Genomic DNA, 20,814 nt, shown 5'->3' on the forward strand with positions numbered 1-20,814 from the left:
TTTAAGAGGGAACAGGTGAAGCAGTGCGGTCTTGGGGGTTTCCCCCATGAGCAACTGCTGTTAGCGCAGCGGTAGCGAGGTACGAGCGTCACCCGAAGGGGAACAAGGAACGGGGAACAGGGGAAAGAGGCAATATTAAGAAATAATCTGACAAATAAGCATGATTTCCCATGTATACCAAGCTTTTTGAGATTTTCTCACGTAAATTTAGCATACTAGGTACTGAAGAACCATCTTAATTTTATTTCTACAATTACTGAGCGTTATCAAATTAAAAGTTTTATGAAATCAGATAAGTCTTTTTTTTAGCTTGCTCTGGGCGTTCGTCCACATCTGATCCTGGGTATCCCGGCAAACTAGAAAAAAAGTTTAATTTGGTGATCAAGATAAGTGTAGATTAACTAATTATTTGGGTTTTCCCCACTTTTGCTGATTCTGTTTATCCTTGAATCCCTGTGTTGTTCTCGTTCCCAGGCTCCAGCTTGAGAACGAGTAAAAACTATTATGGAGTTGTCTATCTTTTAACGCCCTTGTTACCAGGAACGCCCCAAAAATAGTAATCTGCTTGATAACCGATGCGAATCTCACGGTTTGCGTGGGCGCGATCGCAGCCGTTAGCCGGGGCTTTACCGCCAACAGTATGTAAACGCTGTATCCAATTTACTTGGCTGAAGATACCATTGCCTTGATGCGATCGCCCTTGCAACAGCAACCAGGGAATTGTAGTACCTTGCGGTGCATTTGCCTGAGCTTTCATCTGAGCGATGACTTTACTACCGTCATTCGACTCCCACGTAGGGCCAGCATAATGTTTACCTAGTTGTTGTCCCTGCTCGTTGAACAACAATGCATCTGGAGCCTTAAGCTTCCACTCAAAAGCATTGAGATTATCTGGCTTAGCCTTGCAAACATATATCTGTGAACCTTTAGCAGATGCTTTGAATATAAGGCTTTGTTCTGGCGGGACTTGCAGGTTTTTCGGCACATCTGGTGAAATGGTGGATGTGCTTTGGGCGTGGGTATTACCAGCACTCAACCCGAAGAGCACAAGCAAGAGACTGATATTCAGCAAATAAGTTTTGTTCATAAAAATTTTGCTTCAATATGACCTCATAATTTCTGGATTCTAGGATCTAGAAAAAGGAGAAACATCTGAAGAACGTCTTGAAATCACCCTAACAAAATAGATAAATTATCTACGACTTTCGTTGGCGTCTCCCGTTCTTCGCGTCCCCACGTCTTTTTGAGGCTAAGGATTATGCAACTTAAAGCCGGATTAGCTTAACAGCTTACCTACCAGCCGGAATGCCAAGAGCGATCGCAGAACGTAAATGATTTATCGGCTAGTCAGTTGAGCGTAGTGTAAATAAGATTGGTTCCTACATCTAAACCGAAGATTACAAAGCGTGCCATTTTCGTAATTCTTATTATTAGCTGGATTTTTCCTCAGTTATTCAACAGCTTTTCCACAGGTATTTCCGTTGTTTTCCACAGGTGCTTTACAAGCCAATAGTCTTTTCTAGCCTTACTGAGGATTATGCTATTTTCACATCATAGCTATTAGTTACTGAGTTTTTATGAACTAAAGTTACAAAAATATAGCTCTAACCCTAGGTTTCTCGTAAATATTTATTTCCTTTATAGTTGAGTTTAATATTTCGCAATATTGACAAACCAACCCTTGTTGAGCGCACAATAATTCGACAGGCTTTTGCAGTCCGTTTAAGCAATAACATTAATGTATAAAATTACTCTAGTGTTCTTGCAGACTAGCTGAGTGGCAAAAGATGGTGTAAGGCAGTGCTAAACGTCTTCACCGCAAGTTCCTTGTCCCTATTGATTTGCTCGATAGGAGCAAAATCTCATGAACGCAACAGTTAGCATTTTGACAGAAATTCCCGAAGTCCTTCATGACTGTTTAAAAGACTATTTAGAACAGCATCCCGATTGGGATGAAAACCGAGTTCTGACGGCAGCCGTATCACTTTTTCTATTACAAAATGCAGATGGCGATCGTCGTGTTGCTCAAGTTTATCTAGAAACTTTGTTTCATCACTGCTAAATCACAACACCTAGTGCTCAATTATTTGAGCACAATACGACACTTTACATTGCTCCATCAAGTCGGAGGTTACTACCGCTTCATCTACAAACTGCGACAAGACCACTTCGTCCAAACGAAATTCAAAGGCAAAATATCCGAAATAAGCTGACGCTAGTAGCATAAGCTTGTACTAGTCTAAATATTAAATTTAAAAAGCCCTGAAATTTTCTCAGGGCTTTGCTTTTAATTCTTAGTAGCCTGAAGCCTTTGTAAAAACTGTGCCACTTCTTTGCGAGGTTCACGGTTGAGTTTCAACTCAATGAGAGTAGTTGTAAACGGCCAGAAAAGCTTGATTTTGGACTCGCGTAATAGGTATGAAATATCCATTTGTGCATCCCATTCACCGGAATTTTTGATTCCGAGGTAGTCTATTAACTGCGATCCTGATGAGGCAATCACACGCATCACCAAATTTGGTAAAGCCGTTGGTTGCAGTAAATTGTGTGGATTCAAAATACCATTCAGGTTGACGTAAAAACAGCGGAGGCTTTTGTCGCCACTATATGTATGCACGTTTACACCAAAACTCTCAATTGCTCGGAATTCCTCATTGCCTTGCGTGAACACCTGAACGTGGTAGTCAGGAATAGGATCGTCGCGTTCATCCACTGCACGGACGACAAACTGCTGCCAAGGGTTAATATCCTTCGGCGTGAGTTTATCGCTAGTTTTTTTGTACCAATCCTGAATATCTTGTTCGGGGGAGAATTGCAGCGCTTCACAGACCGCATCCACAAGTTCATTACTAGGATTGCTCATAATTGTGTCGTGGTTTAACCCCTTCACGAGTACTGTGGGAGCAATACCATTGTTGCTGGAACCATCAAAATCGATCCGCTGACCTTGCTGTGGCTGCTTCGTGAGGTCAAGTACTATCTTGCGGGTATTTAAAGCACATCCCGCCCAGCGCACAGTACCATCAGTACCAGGATCGCTCACAAATTTAGCTAAGCCGCTATATGGGTTTGTACCACAGAAGGTAAATACATAAGGCGTGTCAGTTTTCGTGCCATAGAATGTTTCGCTACTCAATAGGTCTTTATGTGCCAAATCCCAAGTGAACCTGCTTCCCAGTTCCAAGCCATCAAGTACCTGATCTCCCGCTTCTAGAAAGTCTGGGCCAAATTCTTTATTTCCCTTAAACATTGCACCTAACCAACTGCGTCCCTTATGGGCTAAGGGCGAACCGAAAGTTGCAGGCGCTAGCCCAATCAAGTGCTTAAGCCGATTCCGTCGCTTACTGGAGTATGCTGTTAACCAAGAGCGAATTACTAGCATCCCAGTTGAATGGACGATCGCATCAAACTCTTGCTCTGGTGCTAAACCACCATCTATCGATAATGCTCGATCAAAGCCTTCGGCGATATCTTTGATTGTTACTTCGTTAGTCAACGTTACATAACTACAAATATGGATAGTCGAAACATCGTATCCCCGTGCTTCTAGTCTCTGTTCCCACACTTTAAAAGATTCGCCTGAGGCAGAGTAGCCGTGGATCAGGACAATTGGATTTCTTTTGGAATCGCTAACCATATACTTTTCTTAGATAATCTTGAATATGCCAAAGCAGCTATACGCAAATGCACATTATCTCAGGTTTAATTTGCAACCTGCCTTGAACTTTGAAAAACTTAGTCAGGTTGTGATAGTAGCGTTATGCGTAATATTTCGTTTTTCAAAGAATCTTGTGCTATCGTAATTGGCAAGCGAAGTACAGCTTTGCATTTCTAGCCTTTTTAAACGCAGAGTTTTTTGTGAAATCTTGTACTAAGCATTTGACTTTTGGCTTACTTATCTAGGTAAATCAATGGATTTGCCAAATATACAAAATTATTTATGTCCTGATGAGTTTGAAAATATCACTAACTGGGGTAATGATTGGTCTTGGTTAGCGGGCGGGACATGGTTATTTTCGGAACCACAACCACATCTAAAAGTGCTAGTCGATATACAGCGTTTAGGATGGTCAGAGATTGAAGTTCAAGGAGATTATTTAATTATTGGGGCGACTTGTCCTTTGATTAAATTATTGGAATATCCTTGGTTAGCAGAATGGACAGCAATCGACAGTTTAAAAAGTGCTGTTTCTGCACTAGCAGCGTCGTTAAAAGTAATTAATGTGGCGACTGTAGGAGGAAATATTTGTCTAGCTTTATCGGTAGGAACTTTAGCACCTTTGATGGTGACCTTAGGTGCAAGTTACGAGATTTATAATTTGCAGGCAGAGTCACATCAAGTTGCAGCTAGAGATTTTCAAATTGGTTCTCGTCAAACAATTTTGCAACCAGGAGAAATTCTCAGGCGAGTTTTAATTCCGTTGCCAAATTTAACATGGCAAGTCAATTATCAACGCATGAGCATAGCAGCAACCGATCCGGCTTTGGCAATTGTCGTCACTGCTAAAACTCCTCAACAAATCCGTTGTGTAATTGCGGCGAGTGTTGTTGCACCCCGCTTGTTGGAATTTGAAAGTATAGAAGTTCTAGAAAACCAATATATTAGCTTGCTCGAAAAAGAAAATTTTATCGAAGATGCTAGGGCGAGTGCAAATTATCGCCGAGAAATGACAGCAGTTTTAATTAAGCGTTCACTACAATAATTCAAATTTTAATATGATAGAACTATTAAAATTTTATGTGAATAACCAACCTTATACAGAAACTTGTCAACCTGGAACTAGCCTGTTGCGTTTATTACGCCAATTGGGTTATTTTGGTGTACATCGTGTTTGCGATTCGGGTGATTGTGGTGCTTGTACTGTTTGGGTAAATGACACACCAATTCACAGTTGTATTTACCCAGCAATGCGAATTGCTAATAAATCGGTAACTACAATTGAAGGACTTTCTCAAAATGGAGAACTTGCACCAATACAGCAAGCATTTTTAATTGCACAAGGTTTTCAATGTGGTTTCTGCACCCCTGGGATGATTATGAGTGCAGCAAAGTTACCGGAGTTATCAGAAGATGAATTACGGTTGGCTTTAAAAGGAAATCTTTGTCGTTGTACTGGCTATCAAGCGATTGTTGAAAGTATTCTGCAATATTATCAACCACAGATGAACACAGATAAACACAGATGTAATATTAGTGTTCGCAATTCTTTAGAGTCTGTAGGAAAAAGCATTCCCAAACAAGATGGTGCAACAATTGTCACGGGGAATGCATCATACACAGCAGATATTGCACCACCAGGATTACTACATCTTAAGGTACTGCGATCGCCTTATGCTCATGCCCGTATCCGCAAGATTGATACCGCCAAAGCGAAAGCACTCCCCGGTGTAGTGGCAATTTTTACCCACGAAGATGTCCCCAGGATACCCTACACCACAGCCGGTCATGCTGAACCAGTGCCCGATCCGCTAGATCATTACCTATTAGATCATAAAGTAAGATTTGTAGGCGATCGCGTGGCGGCTGTAGTTGCAGAATCACCCAGTATTGCGGAACAAGCTTGTGAATTAATTACTGTTGATTACGAAATTTTACCCTACGTTCTCGACCCTGAGCAAGCGATGAACGATTGTGGAGTCGTGATTCACGATGAACCAGAATCAACTCAAATACCTGATAAAAATCGCAACATTTCTGGCAAAATATTTCTCGAATCTGGTGATGTAGAACAGGTATTTAAAGAAGCAGATTTAATTGTCGAAAATACCTATAATTTACCAGCTGTTCAACACGTCCACTTGGAACCTCATGTAACTATTAGTTGGCTAGAAGCCGATGGTACTTTAGTTGTTCGTTCCAGTACTCAAGTACCATTTCATTGTCAACGTTTACTCTCGCAAATATTCAACTTACCTAAAGATAAAATCCGAGTTTATAAAGCACAGCTTGGCGGCGGCTTTGGGAATAAACAAGAGATTTTATCCGAAGATTTGTGTGTATTAGCAACTTTACACACAGGTAAACCCGTGCAGTGGGAATTTACTAGAAAAGAAGAATTTACTGCCACAAATAGCCGCCATGCTATGAAAATTAAAATAAAAACTGGTGTGAAAGCAGATGGTACAATTGTTGCCCAAGATATGGAAGTAATTGGCAACACAGGTGCTTATGGCAATCATGGACAAACAGTGGTATTTTTATCAGGTTATATACCTTTAGGTTTGTATCGTTGCCCCAATAAAAGATTTGAAGGTTTTGCTGTTTATACAAATACAATGCCTGCGGGTGCATTTCGCGGTTATGGTGCAACTCAAGGCACTTTTGTCATGGAAAGCCAAATCGATGAAATTGCTCAAAAGCTAAAGATTGACCCTGTAGAAATGCGTTGTAAAAACTTAATTCGTGCGGGAGATGTAATTAATTTAGGCAACGCTGATAGCCACTTTAACTTAATTGGTAGCTACGCCGTTGAAGAATGTTGGGAAAAAGTTATCCAATCACTAGGATATGTTCCTAACACACCGCCGATAATAGAAGGTTCGCGCCGTCGTGGTGTCGGGTTCGCCGTTTCTATGCAAGGAAGTGGTTTATGTAAAATCCACATTGCAAGTGTGAAATTATCACGGTTAGCAAATAGCAAATATGAATTAAGAACAGGTAGCGTAGATGTAGGAACAGGTTCAGATACTACCTTACGACAAATAGCAGCAGAAGTTTTAAATGTCAGCATTGCCGATATTAATATTATTTCCGGTGATACTCAACAAACACCATTTGATGCAGGTTCTTATGCTTCTGCAACAGTTTATATTTCTGGACAAGCTGTGAAGCTAACAGCCGAACAACTACTTTCCACAAATGAAACTAGCGTCGAACTTACCTATACAGCAGATGAATCAACTTTAACTTTTGCCGTGCAAGGAGTAGAAGTAGAAGTTGATACAGAAACAGGTAAAGTTCAAGTTTTACGATGCGTCCAAGCCATTGATTTAGGTAAAGCAATCAATCCGCGTATATGCTACGGACAAGCAACAGGTGGAATTGCAATGGGAATTGGCTATGCTTTAACCGAAGAGTTATTCTTTGATAAACAAGGACAAATTCTTAACCCCACATTGCGCCAGTATCGCATTCCCACAGCCGCAGATATGCCACCAATGGAAGTAATTTTAGTCGAAGCCGCCGATCCTTACGGGCCATTCGGTGCTAAAGGTGTGGGAGAAATTACAACCAATTGTACAGCCCCTGCCATAGCCAATGCGATCGCCCACGCCACAGGATGCAGAATTCGCCAACTCCCCATGACACCGGAACGAATTTGGCAACAACTCAACAACCTATGTGGTTCATAATATGCTTAGCTTCCAGGGGAATCGATATGAGGTTCAATGACAGCTAAAAACGCACAAAAGGCGATTAAGATACTTACACAATACGAACGGCTAGCAAATAAATATGGTTTAAGGTTATCTGAGCAAAAAATCCAAGAACTTAATGTATTGCGCGATAACGGATTAATTAGAGCCTCGAATCTTCCAGCAAAACTACGTAATGAATTTCCTGGAGAGTTTAGTGAGATGAATCTTAATGAAATTAGAGCATATTAGGATTAATATTAATTCAAGATTAGGATAAATAATATGAGTTTGAGTTTTTATCCAGAACTCGACAACCTAAACTTAGAAGATTTAGTACAACGCTTTCACCTACCTCCACCGGAAGGCGAAGATGCTGGTACCTACTATCAAGAGATAGCCCACCTGATTAAATCTCACGGTCAAGCTGGTAAGGACTTATTAATCAAGGAAATACAAAATGCAAATACGCCTCAATTGCAAGCTATTTTGTTTGCCTTAACAGAAACACCACTTGCTCATCCATTTGCCGAACCCGATCTATTCCGCTTAGTTGTAAGTTATCTCAAGGATGAGCGTCCATTAATTGTTATGGAAGCAATAGATGGTTTAAGCAGGCTAGGATGTATTGGCCCTAAAAAGGATATTTTAGAACTTTTAGAACATCCTTCACCCTATGTAAGAAGTAGCGTTTTGCGCTTTATGAGGCGTTTATATCCTGAGGAAGCCTTTCCTTTATTAATAGAAAAAATTTACGATCCCGATTATATAGTGCGTGAAAGCGCAGCTGATGAATTAGGAGAGTTAGATGATATACAGGCTATTCCTTATCTACAGCAATTAGTTATTAACGATGAGCATCCTGATGTTAGGCAAGCTGCTAAAACTAGCATCAACCTACTAAAATATGTTCCCGCATAAAAATACTAAATTGGCCTTCAGCTAAACCATCTCAAACTCCAAATGATGACTCGTAAGAAAATCATGAGTGAAATGATCCACCACATTCGTATCACTCAACTCTAAATTATAAAAATCTACAACTTCATGGTCAAAATAAGGGCCTGCGTGCCAAGTACCCTCATTTAACTTAATAAAACAATTCCCAGGAATTCGGAAAGCCGCAATCTCCTCTAAAACTGGTTCATTCAATTCATTATGAGGAGGACAAACCGCAATTAACCAATCTTTTCCTTCCAAAGAACCTAAACATTGAGTACATTGCACATGGCGCGTAATTTTGTGAAACTTTCGCCCTCTACTATGTAGGCGCATAATATAAAAGCGTGGAGTGCCATTTTGTAGATTTAATTGGGCATCTTCTGCATCAAAAGCCTTACCATCTGAACTAGGAAAAATCACCTGTCCATAACGAAGAAAGTTTTCTGCTGTTACCCATTCTGCGTGCAATTGTTGTACTGTTTGAGATGTACTCATAAGATTATGAAATTACCATTCTAACTCTTTGGGAATGAGTGACTTGGGAATTATTGACGCTTGTTTTTCTTTGTCTGAAGGTTTCGTATACCACCAAGCCCAAGCAATGAAAACTGCTTGGAAGGGAAGCCTAATTGCTTGCACCCAAGATGAATCTGAATATGGTATGGTTTCAATCTTAATATGATTAACAGCCATATTAATATTCGCAGGAAAAACCGCTATAAATAATAAAATTAATCCCCAAGCGGCTGCTTGACTCACAGGCGGAACTAATAATCCTATCCCACCCAAAATTTCATAAAAGCCACTGAGATAAACTAATCCTAAAGGATATGGCAGTTGTGGGGGCATAATTTTGACGTATGGTTGTGGAACAACAAAGTGCGTCACTCCAACTATAATTATCGATACCGCCAGGATGACGCGCCAAAGTTCCTTATTTTTGTACATGGGATTAGCCTGATTCTTGATTTACTTACATCTCTTCAGTTTTGTTGACTTATCTAATTTTGTCTTCAGTCAACAGTGAGAAAAATTAAGAAACTGCTTCCCAAATATCACCTCCGACTTTAGAGTGTTGAAATAACTCAAATAGCTATCTGAAGGCGCGGTATGACAACAAACTTTAGTCGGCGTCAATTTATCTTGTTTGGTTCAGCGGCGTTTGGTACTAGTTTACTGCTGAAAGCTTGTAGTAGTAACCCGACGACACCAACAGCGACAACAACGGGTGGTGCTGAAGGGTTTAAAATAGCGATCGCTCTTCCTGGAATCATTACCGACAAAGCCTGGAATCAATCTGGTTATGAAGGAATCAACCTAGCCAAACAAAAGTTAGGTGCAGAAACCGCCTATGTGGAAAAAGTAGCACAAGCAGATCAAACAGAAGTAATCACAGATTTTGCTCGTAAAGGCTACAATCTCATCTTCGCGCATGGCGGACAATTTGATGCCGCTATTGAACAAGTCGCTGCACAATTCCCCAATACCTTTTTTGTCGGTGTGAATGGTAATCTCAAGGGAGAGAATATTGCCTCTTTACGAATAGATCACCTCCAAGGTAGCTATTTATGTGGAATTATCGGCGCTTCTGTCACTAAATCTAATAAATTAGCTTATATTGCAGGCGAGAAGTTTCCTGCAACCGAGGGAGAACTGCGGGGATTTGAATTAGGGGCAAAATCTGTTAAACCAAATATCCAAATCACTTCTACTTTTACGGGTGATTGGAATGATGTTGCTAAAGCTAAGGAAGCGACTCTCGCTTTAGTTTCCTCTGGTGCTGATGTCATCTATCAATGGTTAGATAATGCCTCAGCCACGGTTTTACAAACAGCGAGTGAAAAAGGAGTATATGCTTTTGGTAATACAAACGATCAATTAGATGTTGCGCCAAAAGCTGTTTTAACCAGTGCTGTCAAACGCTTGGATTTAGCTATAGCTTATATAGCAGAACTAGCTAAACAAAAACAAATCAAAGGACAAATATATACTATTGGGCTAGAAAGACCAAATATATTATTTTTAGGAAAATTTGGAGCGAATGTGCCAGCAGAAGTTCAACAAAAAGCATTAAACGCAAAGCAAGAGATTGTTAATAAAAAAATTCTTTTTGAAGACTGCAAAGAGACTGGTAAAGATACACGCTGTGTGAAGAAAGCAACAGCATAGATTTAGCATAATATATTGTCAAATTGCCTATACCCTAGAAGGGTAGGGCTATATAAACAAAGCCTACTAACCCAGGCTAAATATATATATGAATAGCAGCATGAACTATTTACGCTTAGAAAATATTACTAAACGCTTTGGTTCTTTTGTTGCCAATGACGATATTAGCCTCAGTATTGCACCGGGAAATATTCATGCAATTCTAGGCGAAAATGGTGCAGGTAAGAGTACTTTAATGAATATTATTAGTGGATTATATCAACCTGATGCTGGACAAATTTACCTCCAAGAACAACCAATAAAAATTACCTCAGCCAATGAGGCAATTAAATTGGGTATTGGCATGATTCACCAACATTTCATGCTGTTACCCCAATTGACTGTCACAGAAAATATCATCTTAGGAAGGGAGAAAAGTTGGCGGCTGAATCTACAGCAAAAACAGCAAGAAATCGCTGCTTTATCCCAAGCTTATGGATTAGAAATTGATCCCACTGCTAAAGTTGAAAATTTACCTGTCGGGACACAACAACGGATAGAAATTCTCAAAGTTCTCTATCGCCAAGCTAAATTGTTGATTCTCGATGAACCAACAGCAGTTTTAACACCGCCAGAAGTAGAATCATTAATTGCTATCTTGCGCCGACTAGCAGCCGCAGGTAACACAATTATTTTTATCAGTCATAAATTAGAAGAGGTAATTAATCTTTGCGATACAGTCACAGTTTTGCGCCAGGGAAAGGTAGTAGCAACAACATCAACTAAAGCAGCCACACCTCAGCAGTTAGCAGCATTAATGGTAGGACGGGAAGTAGTTTTACAGTTAAATAAAACTCCTACAGATCCAAGAGAAATTATCCTGTCGGTGGAAAATTTACAAGTTGCTGATGATAGAGGTATTCCTGCTGTAAGTAATGTATTTTTTGAACTGCGGGGGGGAGAAATTTTAGGAGTGGCTGGTGTAGATGGCAATGGACAGCGAGAATTAGCTGATGCATTAGCAGGTTTACGAACTATCAAGCAAGGGAAAATTGAGTTTACGCATCACCCTTCCTTAGTGGGCTACATTCCAGAAGATAGGCAAGCGATGGGATTGATACTGCAATTTAGCATTGCTCAAAACTTGATTTTAAAAGCTTTTAAATATTTGCCATTTTGTCGCCGTTTTTTGTTACAACAAGAAGCGATCGCTCTTCATGCCCAAGCTGCAATGCAAGAATTTGATATCCGGGCGAGAGGGAAAAATATCAAAGTAAGCCAGCTTTCGGGGGGAAATCAACAAAAGGTAGTGTTGGCGCGAGAACTGGCGCGGGAACCAGCTTTAATTATCGCCATGCAACCCACACGGGGGTTAGATGTGGGGGCGACAGCCGCAGTTCATTCTCGATTATTAGCAGAACGCGATCGCGGTGCCGCAATTTTGTATATTTCTACTGAGTTAGAAGAAATCATGGCCATGAGCGATCGCATTGCTGTCATCTACAGAGGTGAGTTTGTGGCTATTTTGGATGCGCAGACGGCGACATTGGAAGAGATTGGTTTATTGATGGGTGGGGGAAACAGAAGACAAGGGGACGCAGGAACACCCTGAGAGTACCTTTTCAAAGGTGATGCAGAATAGTATTAGCTTACTTTTGCTAGCGTGGTGATATAGAGTTTCTCGTTCCTGAGTAATTAGCTACGGTGCACAGAGGTTTAACATGGCTAATTTAAAATTGCGTCACCCCGAAAACGTCAACGGCGATTTTTATGTAGATACTAGCTGTATCGATTGTGATACCTGTCGCTGGATGACTCCTGAAGTGTTTTATCGTGTTGATGAACAATCGGCAGTTTATCATCAACCTACAAATGAGGTAGAAAGATTAACTGCACTCCAAGCACTTTTAGCTTGTCCTACTAGTTCTATTGGCACTGTTGAAAAGCCACAAGATATCAAAATTGCTCAAGCTACTTTTCCGAACTTAATCGAGGAAAATGTTTACCATTGTGGCTACCACTCCGAAAAATCTTACGGTGCTGCTAGCTATTTTATTCAATTAGCAGAAGGTAATATTTTAGTTGATTCCCCGCGGTTTACGCCGCCTTTAGTGAAGCGTCTAGAAGAGATGGGGGGAATTCATTATATGTACCTGACTCACAGAGATGATGTAGCCGACCATCAAAAGTTTGCCGAACATTTTAAATGTCAACGCATCCTTCATACTGATGATATTTCTGCGGGTACTCGCAATGTAGAAATCAAACTTACTGGTTCTGAAGTATTTGCTTTGAATCCAGATTTATTAATTATCCCTGTTCCAGGCCACTCTAAAGGACACACTGTTCTACTTTATAAAAATAAGTTTCTTTTTACTGGCGACCATCTTGCTTGGTCAGAAGATAGAGACCAATTGATTGCGTTCCGCGATGTCTGCTGGTATTCCTGGTCAGAACAGCTTAAATCAATGCGTAAATTAGCTGATTACTCATTTGAGTGGGTGTTACCAGGTCATGGGCGGAGATTTCACGCTGATCTTGATACGATGGCCCAGCAAATGCACAAGTGTATTGAGTGGATGGAATCAACATAGACTTGAGGTCAAATAATCGCAGAGACCTTGTGATTGCTAAGCTCCAATTCGTTAAATACCCTAGAGGAAGGCGTTCCGCCACCGCAATAAGGTTATATAAACATTTACCGGACAAGATATTCTCCGTATATGGGGTAAAAGTAGCGAAACAGATAGTCAGGCTCTGAATCGGCGTTGGAGAAGTAAACCTGAAAACCTTATCCAGTAATCGTTTTAGCCTTAGCGTAACTTTCTGTACGGTTGCTCATTTCATGTCTATCCTCACTTGTATCTCAAGAAGCCCTCCTGATTGGTTCAATTTATCCAAAGTTAATATAACCGTGTTCCAAATTATGCTACTTTTTACTCAGTAGATTTGTGTTTTAATTTCAGATCTTTCATAATAGCTTCAGCTGCTGCTTCACCAGTCTCGCAACCTCCCTCCATAAAACCTTGATTTTCAAGTGAAACAGAATCCCCTGCAAAAAACAGGTTATTGACCCGTTCCTGCTCTACACCATGCAACCTTGTCCATTGGCCCAATAAGTAACAAGCATAGGAACCCTGAATGTAGGGATTAGTTGACCAATAGGAACGAGCAACCTTACCAGCAATATTCCCTGCTTTCATGCCTGGAAAAATTTGATCGAGTTGCAGGATAAGCTTTTCAGCTAAATCTGAAATGTTTCCTGTACCAACAGCTACACCCTGGTGACCACCTGTGAGATTTGTGATCAAACCAAGTCCTTGTGTATAGCGACTTTGAGCGCTCTCCCATACGTCCTGGAACCCCAAGTCAGTAAAAGTTTCACCATTAGCGTTATAACGGGTTCGCCAGACTTTCTCACGGTAACCCGTGATTAGCTTGGCATTGGTTCCATAACCCAGGGTATCAATAGCCAAGCGTTTCACCGATGGTAAATCAACCTTTAGGTTAACGTGCCGCAAGACACTAAATGGTATTGCTAAAATGATTCGCTCATAGGTACGCTCGGTGGTTTTAGCCCCGGATTGCAGAGTAACTCGGTAACGCCCATCTGATAAAGTACTTATGGACTCTAAAGCTGTTTCAAGCTCAATGTAGTTTGACAGCAACTGTGCTAACCTACGAGGAATCTGATCGTTTCCACCGTCAATATAGAACCGCTCATCGCTATCGCCTGTGACTTCAAACTCACTTGGCTTTGTGCCGATTAAATACAGCATATTCAAGCAAGACTGCTCGTCAGCTTCCCGACCATACTCAACGTTGTAAGCGACCTCGATTAGACGACGAATATTACTTGAAGTAGGGATGCGCTCTAGATACTCAGTAATCGAAAGCCGATCTAGGGCAACTGCCTGGCGATCAACAGTCTTATAATTTTCAAATTTAGCGATTTTCTTGAGATCTGTGCTGATCTGGTTAGCGACTGGCGTAAAGTCTCTGATGATATCCTCAAGTGGGAGCTTACGTCCTTCAAAGTAGTGGGTGTCAACTAGTCCTTCTTGAGAAACTAGCACGTCTACCACTTTGATTCCTAACTCTTTCGCTAGACCCAGGATATGAGGGTGATCCGTATTGATTAGCTCTCCCCCAAGCTCTGCGGTAAGCTTTGTTCCAACCGCATTCCGCAAACTTCGCATCCGACCTCCGACTCGCCCAGTCGCTTCGATCACATGAACAGGTACGCCAGCTTGCCATAATCGGTAAGCAGCTGTTAGTCCAGAAATCCCCGCTCCAACGATAAGTACAGGGCTGACGCGGGACTGAGCAACAGCGCGATCGCCAGTTGTCCAATTCAAACCAGTGGTGGCAGCACAACCGGCCAAAGCCATCCCACTGTACAATAAACGACGACGAGAAAAGCACACTCTAGATCTGTTATTTTCTCTGAGCATATCCAGCAGCTCATCATTAGGGATTCCAGACTTTTGAGATAATTGAATAATTTTGTATGCATGACGTAAAGTTTTGTGCAGCAAAGATTTAGCCATCGTCTATTAAACTATTAAAATTCTTATGAACACAATTTAAGGACTTCGAGCCTATAGATGATTGATTCATTACAGGATTTCAAATTATACTCTGTTATGAACAAAACCTCGACATTAATACTTATATCATTAGCTACTATTGGCAAATGCAATAGACAAAACATTGAACTTAGTCCTTCACATTCAGCACTTTACTTGCTGAACAATTTGCTGGTCATAGTTAATTGATATACATGAGTGCTCGTGATGTTTGCTATTTGTTATAAGTTTGCTTTAGCTGTTTAGCCTCGAACAACAAGTCTAAAACACTATCTAAAAAAGTCAAAGGTGAAGGTAGCTCCACCTGTTACTGGTACATCCAGAAGCCAGATCTACAAAGAATGACAACGGTAAAATTCGTTACTGTTTTCAAAGTCCCCAAAGGTACGGAATTTGTCAATCTTCATGCCATTGTGTGGGCAGAACCAAACATGAATTGGCTGGCGGCCGAGGTTCGTGATGTTTTTAGCGAATTAGCAGATAGGTTCAAAAATCTCTTTCGTTTTCAGGATGGGGCAGTCTGCAAGCTGCCAACTGGTGCAGCTGAAGAGTGGCAGCCATTGAGACTGCCTAAGTGAATTTACTCTAGTACAATTACTGCCTCAATGTCCAGCTTGGGTAAAAAGTATGTGATAATAGGACAAATGTGTACTATTTACACTGAATAGCTAAAACACTAGTGTCCTACTATACATATCGCATTCGTGTTAGTAATCGTAATAGTGTACAGGTTGAAAAGAGAGGCTCTCAAAATCAAGATATTGAACAACCATCTGGAAAATTTAGCTACCGGAGAAAGCTGATTCAAAAGATTGAAAACCTGATCCAGTCTACTCGTAATAATACACTAAATAATTCTCATCAGTGCAGACTATTAGGAGAAACGTTATTCAATATCCTGTTTGATGATCGGCTTTGTCAGGATTTCATTAACTTTTATGAGCGTGTTGTTCAACAAGAAGGTCAATTTCTCAGAGTAGAACTAGACATTGATGAGCAAAAGATGCCAGAGGTAGCAGCTTTGCCTTGGGAGTTTATGTGCATACCCGAAAGCGCGAATCAAGGCACACTTTGGTTGGGGACTGCTCACAATGTCATTTTCTCGCGTCGGCGATCGCATTGGACATCACCACAGCCTATCCAATTAAAACCCAATGAAAAACTACGAATGGCCTTGGTTATCTCTGCACCCGAAGATTTAGGTACAGTTGTCTTTGATCGGGTACAGCAGGATTTAGAGAATTTGGCTGCCACGCAAGCAAATCGGGTAGAGTTGTTGCCAATTGTTCATCCAGCTAACCCCCAAGCGATTGATGCAGTGTTAAGAAAAAAACCGCATCTATTTCATTTTATCGGGCATGGTCGCTTACAGAATGCCCAAAACCAAGAAGTGGGTGAGATTGCCCTGGTGGATGACTTAAACTGCGCCAGATGGGTTGATGCCAACTACTTTGGTAGCCTATTTAACCGACATCGCCCTGGTGTTGTTGTGTTACAGGCTTGTGAAGGAGGAATGCTATCTCCTTCACGAGCTTTTGTTGGTGTAGCTTCTCGGCTAATGCAACAAAATGTTCCAGTTGTAGTAGCAATGCAGTACGAGGTGTCCAACAGCACTGCTGGTCGTTTTGCTCGTTGCTTTTATGAAAAACTCGCAGAAGGCAACCCTGTGGATGTCGCCGCACAATCTGGTCGGTTAGCAATCACCTTCAGCCCAACAGAGTACCGGACACGGGATTTTGCCACCCCAGTTATTTTTATGCGCGTGCAAGACGGGCATTTGTTTCAACGCCAGATAGAAAAGACCTCTGCACAAACACTAGAGTCGCCAGTTCCAGATCTATCTGCGGAAATCAAAATAGATGTGCGTGAACAACAGGGAGAAGACACAGCCTCTAAGAAGCCCCTGCCCAGTACTCCTTACAGCAACTTAACACCCAATCAAAAACGACGATTTGAGAAAAAACGAGATGATCTTCAACAAGAGTGGGATTTGAGAAATGAGAGGTTACAGCAACTACGAACATCTTATGTGATCGAAGCACAAACTGCCCATCGCTTTCAGTTGCAAAAACAAATTCAAGATGAGGAAACACAACTGGCACAGTTGAATGACGAGTTAGACAAAATTGAGCAAGCTTTATCTCATCGAGAATACTTTTCTAATACTCCAACATCGTCTGCTCTTAACTCTGGGCCAGGGGTTCCCGTAGATATACCAATTACACCAGAGCCGCGACCATCCTCTGTGATTTCATCTTCGCCAATGGGTGCGCGGGAAGATTGGGGAGATGCACCATCAGTACCGTCGCTATTTGGTCGTGATGAAGAACTCCAAACGTTAAAACGATGGATACTAGAAGATAATTGCCGCTTAGTAGCGATCGTGGGCATGGCTGGGGTTGGTAAATCCAGTATGGCTGTCAGCTTGGGTCGAGGTGGGCAAGCTGGGCGTGGATTGACTCAAGGAGGCATCGGTAAAACTGATTTATCAGTTAGGCTAGCAAAAGACATTGGCAACGAGTTTCAGTACGTTTTTTGGCAGAGACTACTGAATCCTACCCAACCTTCTGAATACCTCTCAAAGTTGGTTAGCTTTCTTTCAGATGGGGCAGAAACTGAATTACCAAATACTGTTGAAGAACAGATCAAGCGGCTATTTTTATACCTCAATAAGCATCGCTGTTTGCTGATTTTGGATAATTTTGACACTGTCATGCAACCGGGTGAGAATGCTGGCAAGTATTTGGATGGCTATGAAGCCTACGGTCAATTATTGAAGCAGTTTGGAGAAGTTCCGCATCAAAGTTGTCTACTGTTAACTAGCCGAGAAAGACCAAGGGAGATAGAAGCGCAAGCGGGAAATGCAAAACCCGTCCGCTTTTTTGAGTTAGAAGGTGTAGACTACTTAGCTGCAAAAGAAATCTTTGAAGACCTTGATTCTGGTTTTTCGGGTTCAGATACTGAATGGCAAGAACTTACTGATTTCCTACGAGGAAATGTTTTAGCTTTGGAACTAGCAGCCAGACATATTAAGAAAGTCTTTGCTGGGAAAATTTCCGGTTTTTTAAAGCAAGAAAATAAGGTATTTCAAGAGATTCGTCAGAGATTGTTGGATTGGCACTTTGAACATTTGTCGGAAAAAGAGCAAGAAATCGTGTACTGGTTGGCGATTAATCGTAAACCAATTTCAATTGACGATCTTAAGCGTGACATTCTCTTATCAGAAGCTAAAGAACGAGTCTCATCAACTATAGAATTAATCGAAAAATCTCTGCCTCTTGAGTACAGTAATAATCAAATAGCGTATACACTACAACCTGTCTTAATTGAGGACGCAACTAGAAGATTAATGAAATATGCGTTCAAAGATCTGGTAACTCAGAAAATCGACTTTCTCAATAAATTTGCTCTACTCAAAGCGATTACAGAAGATGATGTGAGAGAGGCTCAACGCAAACTGATTATCCAACCAATTTTGCATAGGCTGACTGAGAAGTTTGATAACAGTAAAAATGTTAAAGCTCAATTGACTCAGCTTTTATCAAGTTGGCAAAAAGAACATCCACACAAACCTGGTTATTTAGGAGGAAATATACTCAATCTTCTGTGCCAAATGGGAGATGATTTGAAAGATTATGACTTTTCACATCTAATCATTCGTCAAGCTTATTTAGAAGAAGCAGTCTTGCATGGAGTAAACTTTGCCAATGCCGATCTCACTGATTCGGTATTTGCGGATCACTTCGGTACAATTCGCTCGATCGCATTCAGTCGCCAACACAAATTTTTAGCTGGGTGCGGTGACGATGGTCTAGTTCGTTTGTGGCGAGAAGGAGACTGGGAACCTGTTGAGATTTATCCAGACCACACTGATGTCATCCGCACCTTGGCATTCAACAACCAGGGAACCCGGTTAGCAAGCGCAGGAGATGATCGCACTCTTTTCGTTTGGAATGTTGAAACTGGGAAACCCAAGACCAAGGTAAAAGCACATACGAGTTGGATCAGATCTTTGGATTTCAGTCCTGATGATTCTCTGTTGGCAAGTTGCGGTGCAGACCATTTGGTGAAAATTTGGGATGTGGAAACGCTTAAATGTCGTAAAGTTTTGAAAGGGCATCAAGCAGGAGTTCTCTCTGTCCGGTTCAGTCCTGATGGTAAAACTCTGGCAAGTGGCGGTCGAGATAATACAGTGAAATTGTGGAATGTGGAAACTGGTCGCTGTATTAGAACGCTTACTGAGCACAATGGTTGGGTATATTCAGTTTGTTTCAGTGGCGATGGTAAAACCCTGGCGAGTGGGAGTGGCGATCGCACGGTGAAACTTTGGAATATGGAAACTTACCAGTGTATCGATACGCTAGATAAACATAAAAATCATGTTGAATCTGTTGTATTTAGTCCTGATGGTGAAATCCTTGCTAGTGGAGACGATGATGGTATCGGTATCTTGTGGGATGTTCGCACACACAGAGTCCGTCATGTCCTGCAAGGGCATCAAAGTGCTATTGGGCGAGTAAGCTTCAATGCCAATAGTTCTATTTTGGCTAGTTGCAGTAGTGATTGTAAAGTCAGGTTATGGAATGTGCAAACTGGGCAGTGTATTCAGGTTCTATACGGTCATTCCAGTCCAGTCTGGACACTAGCTTACAACCCCAATGGTAGGCTTTTAGCTAGCAGTGGCAAAACCAGTGATGGCAAAGAATTTATAGTTACAGTCTGGAATATGCAGACTGGACAACCGATCAAAAAACTTGCAGGTCACAAAGACTGGATATTAACTGTTGCTTTTAGCCCTAATGGCAACTTTATAGCTAGTGGGAGCGAAGACCAAACAGTCAGATTATGGGATATGCGATCGCTTGAAGGGGCAATCAGATACAAAGAACTTAAAAAACATGAAGGTCGATTAGAATCAGTGACTTTCAGCCCTGATGGTAAAACCCTTGCCAGTGCTGGTCAAGATTACCAGATCAATCTCTGGGATGTCAGCAATAAAGTTTGGAGATCTGCAAACTCTAGACCTGTCAAAACTTGGAAAGACAAAGATCGCGTCTTCTCCGTCAAATTTAATTCTCAAGGAACTCTGCTTGCCAGTGGTGGTGCTGATTCTGTCCCAAAGTTATGGGTTGTCAACACTGGTGAACTTTTAAGACAATTCCAAGGACATACCGATCAGGTTTGGACAGTTGCCTTCAGTCCCAACGATCAAATTCTGGCCACAGGTAGCGATGACTGTACAATCAAGCTTTGGGATGTAGGTACAGGTCAATGCCTGAAAACGCTAACAGGACATGAGGACTGGATTTGGTCTGTGGCTTTCAATGCTGACGGTACGCTGTTGGCAAGTGCTAGCGGTGACTACACAGTAAAAGTTTGGCATATCGATAGTGGTGAATGCCTAGAGACACTAGAAGGACACAACAGTTGGGTCTGGAGAACGGCTTTTAGCCCTGATGGAGCCACTCTTGCTAGTTGCAGCTCAGATGAAACAGTGAAAATATGGGATATCCAAGAAATTGGAGTTGTTCAAAAACAAAGGTGTCTCCAAACGCTGAAAATTGAAGGACCCTATCAAGGGATGAATATCACAGGCGCTAAGGGTTTAACAGACCCACAGAAGTTGGCCTTGAAAGCTTTGGGAGCAGTTGAAGACTAACACATGCAGACTGATGTCATAGGCTAGATACTATGGTATATTGATTTGGGTCATGTACAGTAGTTTTAATGACTACACCTGCTGACACTAAATGTAATGTACTTAGCAAAGAATTATTGT

At 41.4% G+C, this 20,814-nt stretch carries 15 protein-coding genes; 10 read left to right on the plus strand and 5 right to left on the minus strand.

From position 1 onward, the window contains the following. Positions 1-514: 514 nt before the first annotated feature. Positions 515-1,087, minus strand: a complete 573-nt coding sequence (locus tag BV372_RS08100; RefSeq protein WP_086685670.1) for a DUF3455 domain-containing protein — start codon at positions 1,085-1,087, stop codon at positions 515-517. Between the two features lie 777 nt (positions 1,088-1,864). On the opposite strand from BV372_RS08100, the gene BV372_RS08105 reads away from it, so the two are divergent. Further along, positions 1,865-2,062, plus strand: coding sequence for a DUF2811 domain-containing protein (locus BV372_RS08105; protein ID WP_086685672.1), 198 nt, complete (start codon positions 1,865-1,867; stop codon positions 2,060-2,062). A 225-nt stretch (positions 2,063-2,287) separates the two neighbouring features. Here the strand turns inward: BV372_RS08105 and BV372_RS08110 are convergent, their stop codons facing one another. Then, positions 2,288-3,637, minus strand: a complete 1,350-nt coding sequence (locus BV372_RS08110; RefSeq protein WP_086685674.1) for a triacylglycerol lipase — start codon at positions 3,635-3,637, stop codon at positions 2,288-2,290. 274 nt (positions 3,638-3,911) lie between these two features. Between BV372_RS08110 and BV372_RS08115 the strand changes: the two genes are divergently transcribed. The 4 genes from BV372_RS08115 to BV372_RS08130 are packed head-to-tail and all read left to right on the plus strand — an operon-like array spanning position 3,912 to position 8,277. Continuing rightward, a complete protein-coding gene (locus tag BV372_RS08115; protein WP_086685676.1) occupies positions 3,912-4,703 on the plus strand; it encodes a xanthine dehydrogenase family protein subunit M in 792 nt (263 codons plus the stop codon). A 13-nt stretch (positions 4,704-4,716) separates the two neighbouring features. Next, the gene (locus BV372_RS08120) at positions 4,717-7,353 is read left to right on the plus strand and encodes a molybdopterin-dependent oxidoreductase (protein WP_086685678.1); all 2,637 of its coding nucleotides are present in this window, start codon (positions 4,717-4,719) and stop codon (positions 7,351-7,353) included. A gap of 36 nt (positions 7,354-7,389) precedes the next feature. Continuing rightward, the gene (locus BV372_RS08125) at positions 7,390-7,608 is read left to right on the plus strand and encodes a hypothetical protein (protein WP_086685680.1); all 219 of its coding nucleotides are present in this window, start codon (positions 7,390-7,392) and stop codon (positions 7,606-7,608) included. 33 nt (positions 7,609-7,641) lie between these two features. Then, positions 7,642-8,277 carry a HEAT repeat domain-containing protein gene (locus BV372_RS08130; RefSeq protein WP_086685682.1) on the plus strand — a complete coding sequence of 212 codons (636 nt, stop codon included), beginning with the start codon at positions 7,642-7,644 and terminating at the stop codon, positions 8,275-8,277. A gap of 21 nt (positions 8,278-8,298) precedes the next feature. Here the strand turns inward: BV372_RS08130 and BV372_RS08135 are convergent, their stop codons facing one another. Next, positions 8,299-8,793, minus strand: coding sequence for an ureidoglycolate lyase (locus BV372_RS08135; protein WP_086685684.1), 495 nt, complete (start codon positions 8,791-8,793; stop codon positions 8,299-8,301). A 12-nt stretch (positions 8,794-8,805) separates the two neighbouring features. Then, positions 8,806-9,246 carry a DoxX family protein gene (locus BV372_RS08140; protein ID WP_086685686.1) on the minus strand — a complete coding sequence of 147 codons (441 nt, stop codon included), beginning with the start codon at positions 9,244-9,246 and terminating at the stop codon, positions 8,806-8,808. Positions 9,247-9,408: 162 nt separating this feature from the next. On the opposite strand from BV372_RS08140, the gene BV372_RS08145 reads away from it, so the two are divergent. From BV372_RS08145 to BV372_RS08155, 3 genes are all read left to right on the plus strand, one after another. Then, positions 9,409-10,467 carry a BMP family protein gene (locus tag BV372_RS08145; protein ID WP_086685688.1) on the plus strand — a complete coding sequence of 353 codons (1,059 nt, stop codon included), beginning with the start codon at positions 9,409-9,411 and terminating at the stop codon, positions 10,465-10,467. A 100-nt stretch (positions 10,468-10,567) separates the two neighbouring features. Further along, positions 10,568-12,058, plus strand: coding sequence for an ABC transporter ATP-binding protein (locus BV372_RS08150; RefSeq protein ID WP_086685793.1), 1,491 nt, complete (start codon positions 10,568-10,570; stop codon positions 12,056-12,058). Between the two features lie 109 nt (positions 12,059-12,167). Beyond that, positions 12,168-13,040, plus strand: a complete 873-nt coding sequence (locus BV372_RS08155) for an MBL fold metallo-hydrolase (protein WP_086685690.1) — start codon at positions 12,168-12,170, stop codon at positions 13,038-13,040. A gap of 342 nt (positions 13,041-13,382) precedes the next feature. On the opposite strand, the gene BV372_RS08160 is transcribed toward BV372_RS08155, so the two are convergent. Next, a complete protein-coding gene (locus BV372_RS08160) occupies positions 13,383-14,996 on the minus strand; it encodes an NAD(P)/FAD-dependent oxidoreductase (RefSeq protein ID WP_086685692.1) in 1,614 nt (537 codons plus the stop codon). Between the two features lie 380 nt (positions 14,997-15,376). Here BV372_RS08160 and BV372_RS08165 point away from each other — a divergent pair, with 380 nt between their 5' ends. Together BV372_RS08165 and BV372_RS08170 are read left to right on the plus strand one after the other, a co-directional pair. Next, positions 15,377-15,613, plus strand: a complete 237-nt coding sequence (locus BV372_RS08165; RefSeq protein WP_086685694.1) for a hypothetical protein — start codon at positions 15,377-15,379, stop codon at positions 15,611-15,613. Positions 15,614-15,714: 101 nt separating this feature from the next. Continuing rightward, the gene (locus BV372_RS08170) at positions 15,715-20,694 is read left to right on the plus strand and encodes a CHAT domain-containing protein (RefSeq protein ID WP_086685696.1); all 4,980 of its coding nucleotides are present in this window, start codon (positions 15,715-15,717) and stop codon (positions 20,692-20,694) included. The last annotated feature ends 120 nt before the right edge of the window (positions 20,695-20,814 follow it).

The sequence above is a fragment of the Nostoc sp. T09 genome, from assembly GCF_002154695.1.
In the GTDB taxonomy this organism is placed as follows: Bacteria; Cyanobacteriota; Cyanobacteriia; order Cyanobacteriales; family Nostocaceae; genus Aulosira.

Coding starts and splice junctions, on each gene's coding strand:
- BV372_RS08100 (WP_086685670.1), bottom strand. CDS start 1,087: ATGAACAAAACTTATTTGCTGAATATCAGTCTCTTGCTTGTGCTCTTC.
- BV372_RS08105 (WP_086685672.1), top strand. CDS start 1,865: ATGAACGCAACAGTTAGCATTTTGACAGAAATTCCCGAAGTCCTTCAT.
- BV372_RS08110 (WP_086685674.1), bottom strand. CDS start 3,637: ATGGTTAGCGATTCCAAAAGAAATCCAATTGTCCTGATCCACGGCTAC.
- BV372_RS08115 (WP_086685676.1), top strand. CDS start 3,912: ATGGATTTGCCAAATATACAAAATTATTTATGTCCTGATGAGTTTGAA.
- BV372_RS08120 (WP_086685678.1), top strand. CDS start 4,717: ATGATAGAACTATTAAAATTTTATGTGAATAACCAACCTTATACAGAA.
- BV372_RS08125 (WP_086685680.1), top strand. CDS start 7,390: ATGACAGCTAAAAACGCACAAAAGGCGATTAAGATACTTACACAATAC.
- BV372_RS08130 (WP_086685682.1), top strand. CDS start 7,642: ATGAGTTTGAGTTTTTATCCAGAACTCGACAACCTAAACTTAGAAGAT.
- BV372_RS08135 (WP_086685684.1), bottom strand. CDS start 8,793: ATGAGTACATCTCAAACAGTACAACAATTGCACGCAGAATGGGTAACA.
- BV372_RS08140 (WP_086685686.1), bottom strand. CDS start 9,246: ATGTACAAAAATAAGGAACTTTGGCGCGTCATCCTGGCGGTATCGATA.
- BV372_RS08145 (WP_086685688.1), top strand. CDS start 9,409: ATGACAACAAACTTTAGTCGGCGTCAATTTATCTTGTTTGGTTCAGCG.
- BV372_RS08150 (WP_086685793.1), top strand. CDS start 10,568: ATGAACTATTTACGCTTAGAAAATATTACTAAACGCTTTGGTTCTTTT.
- BV372_RS08155 (WP_086685690.1), top strand. CDS start 12,168: ATGGCTAATTTAAAATTGCGTCACCCCGAAAACGTCAACGGCGATTTT.
- BV372_RS08160 (WP_086685692.1), bottom strand. CDS start 14,996: ATGGCTAAATCTTTGCTGCACAAAACTTTACGTCATGCATACAAAATT.
- BV372_RS08165 (WP_086685694.1), top strand. CDS start 15,377: ATGACAACGGTAAAATTCGTTACTGTTTTCAAAGTCCCCAAAGGTACG.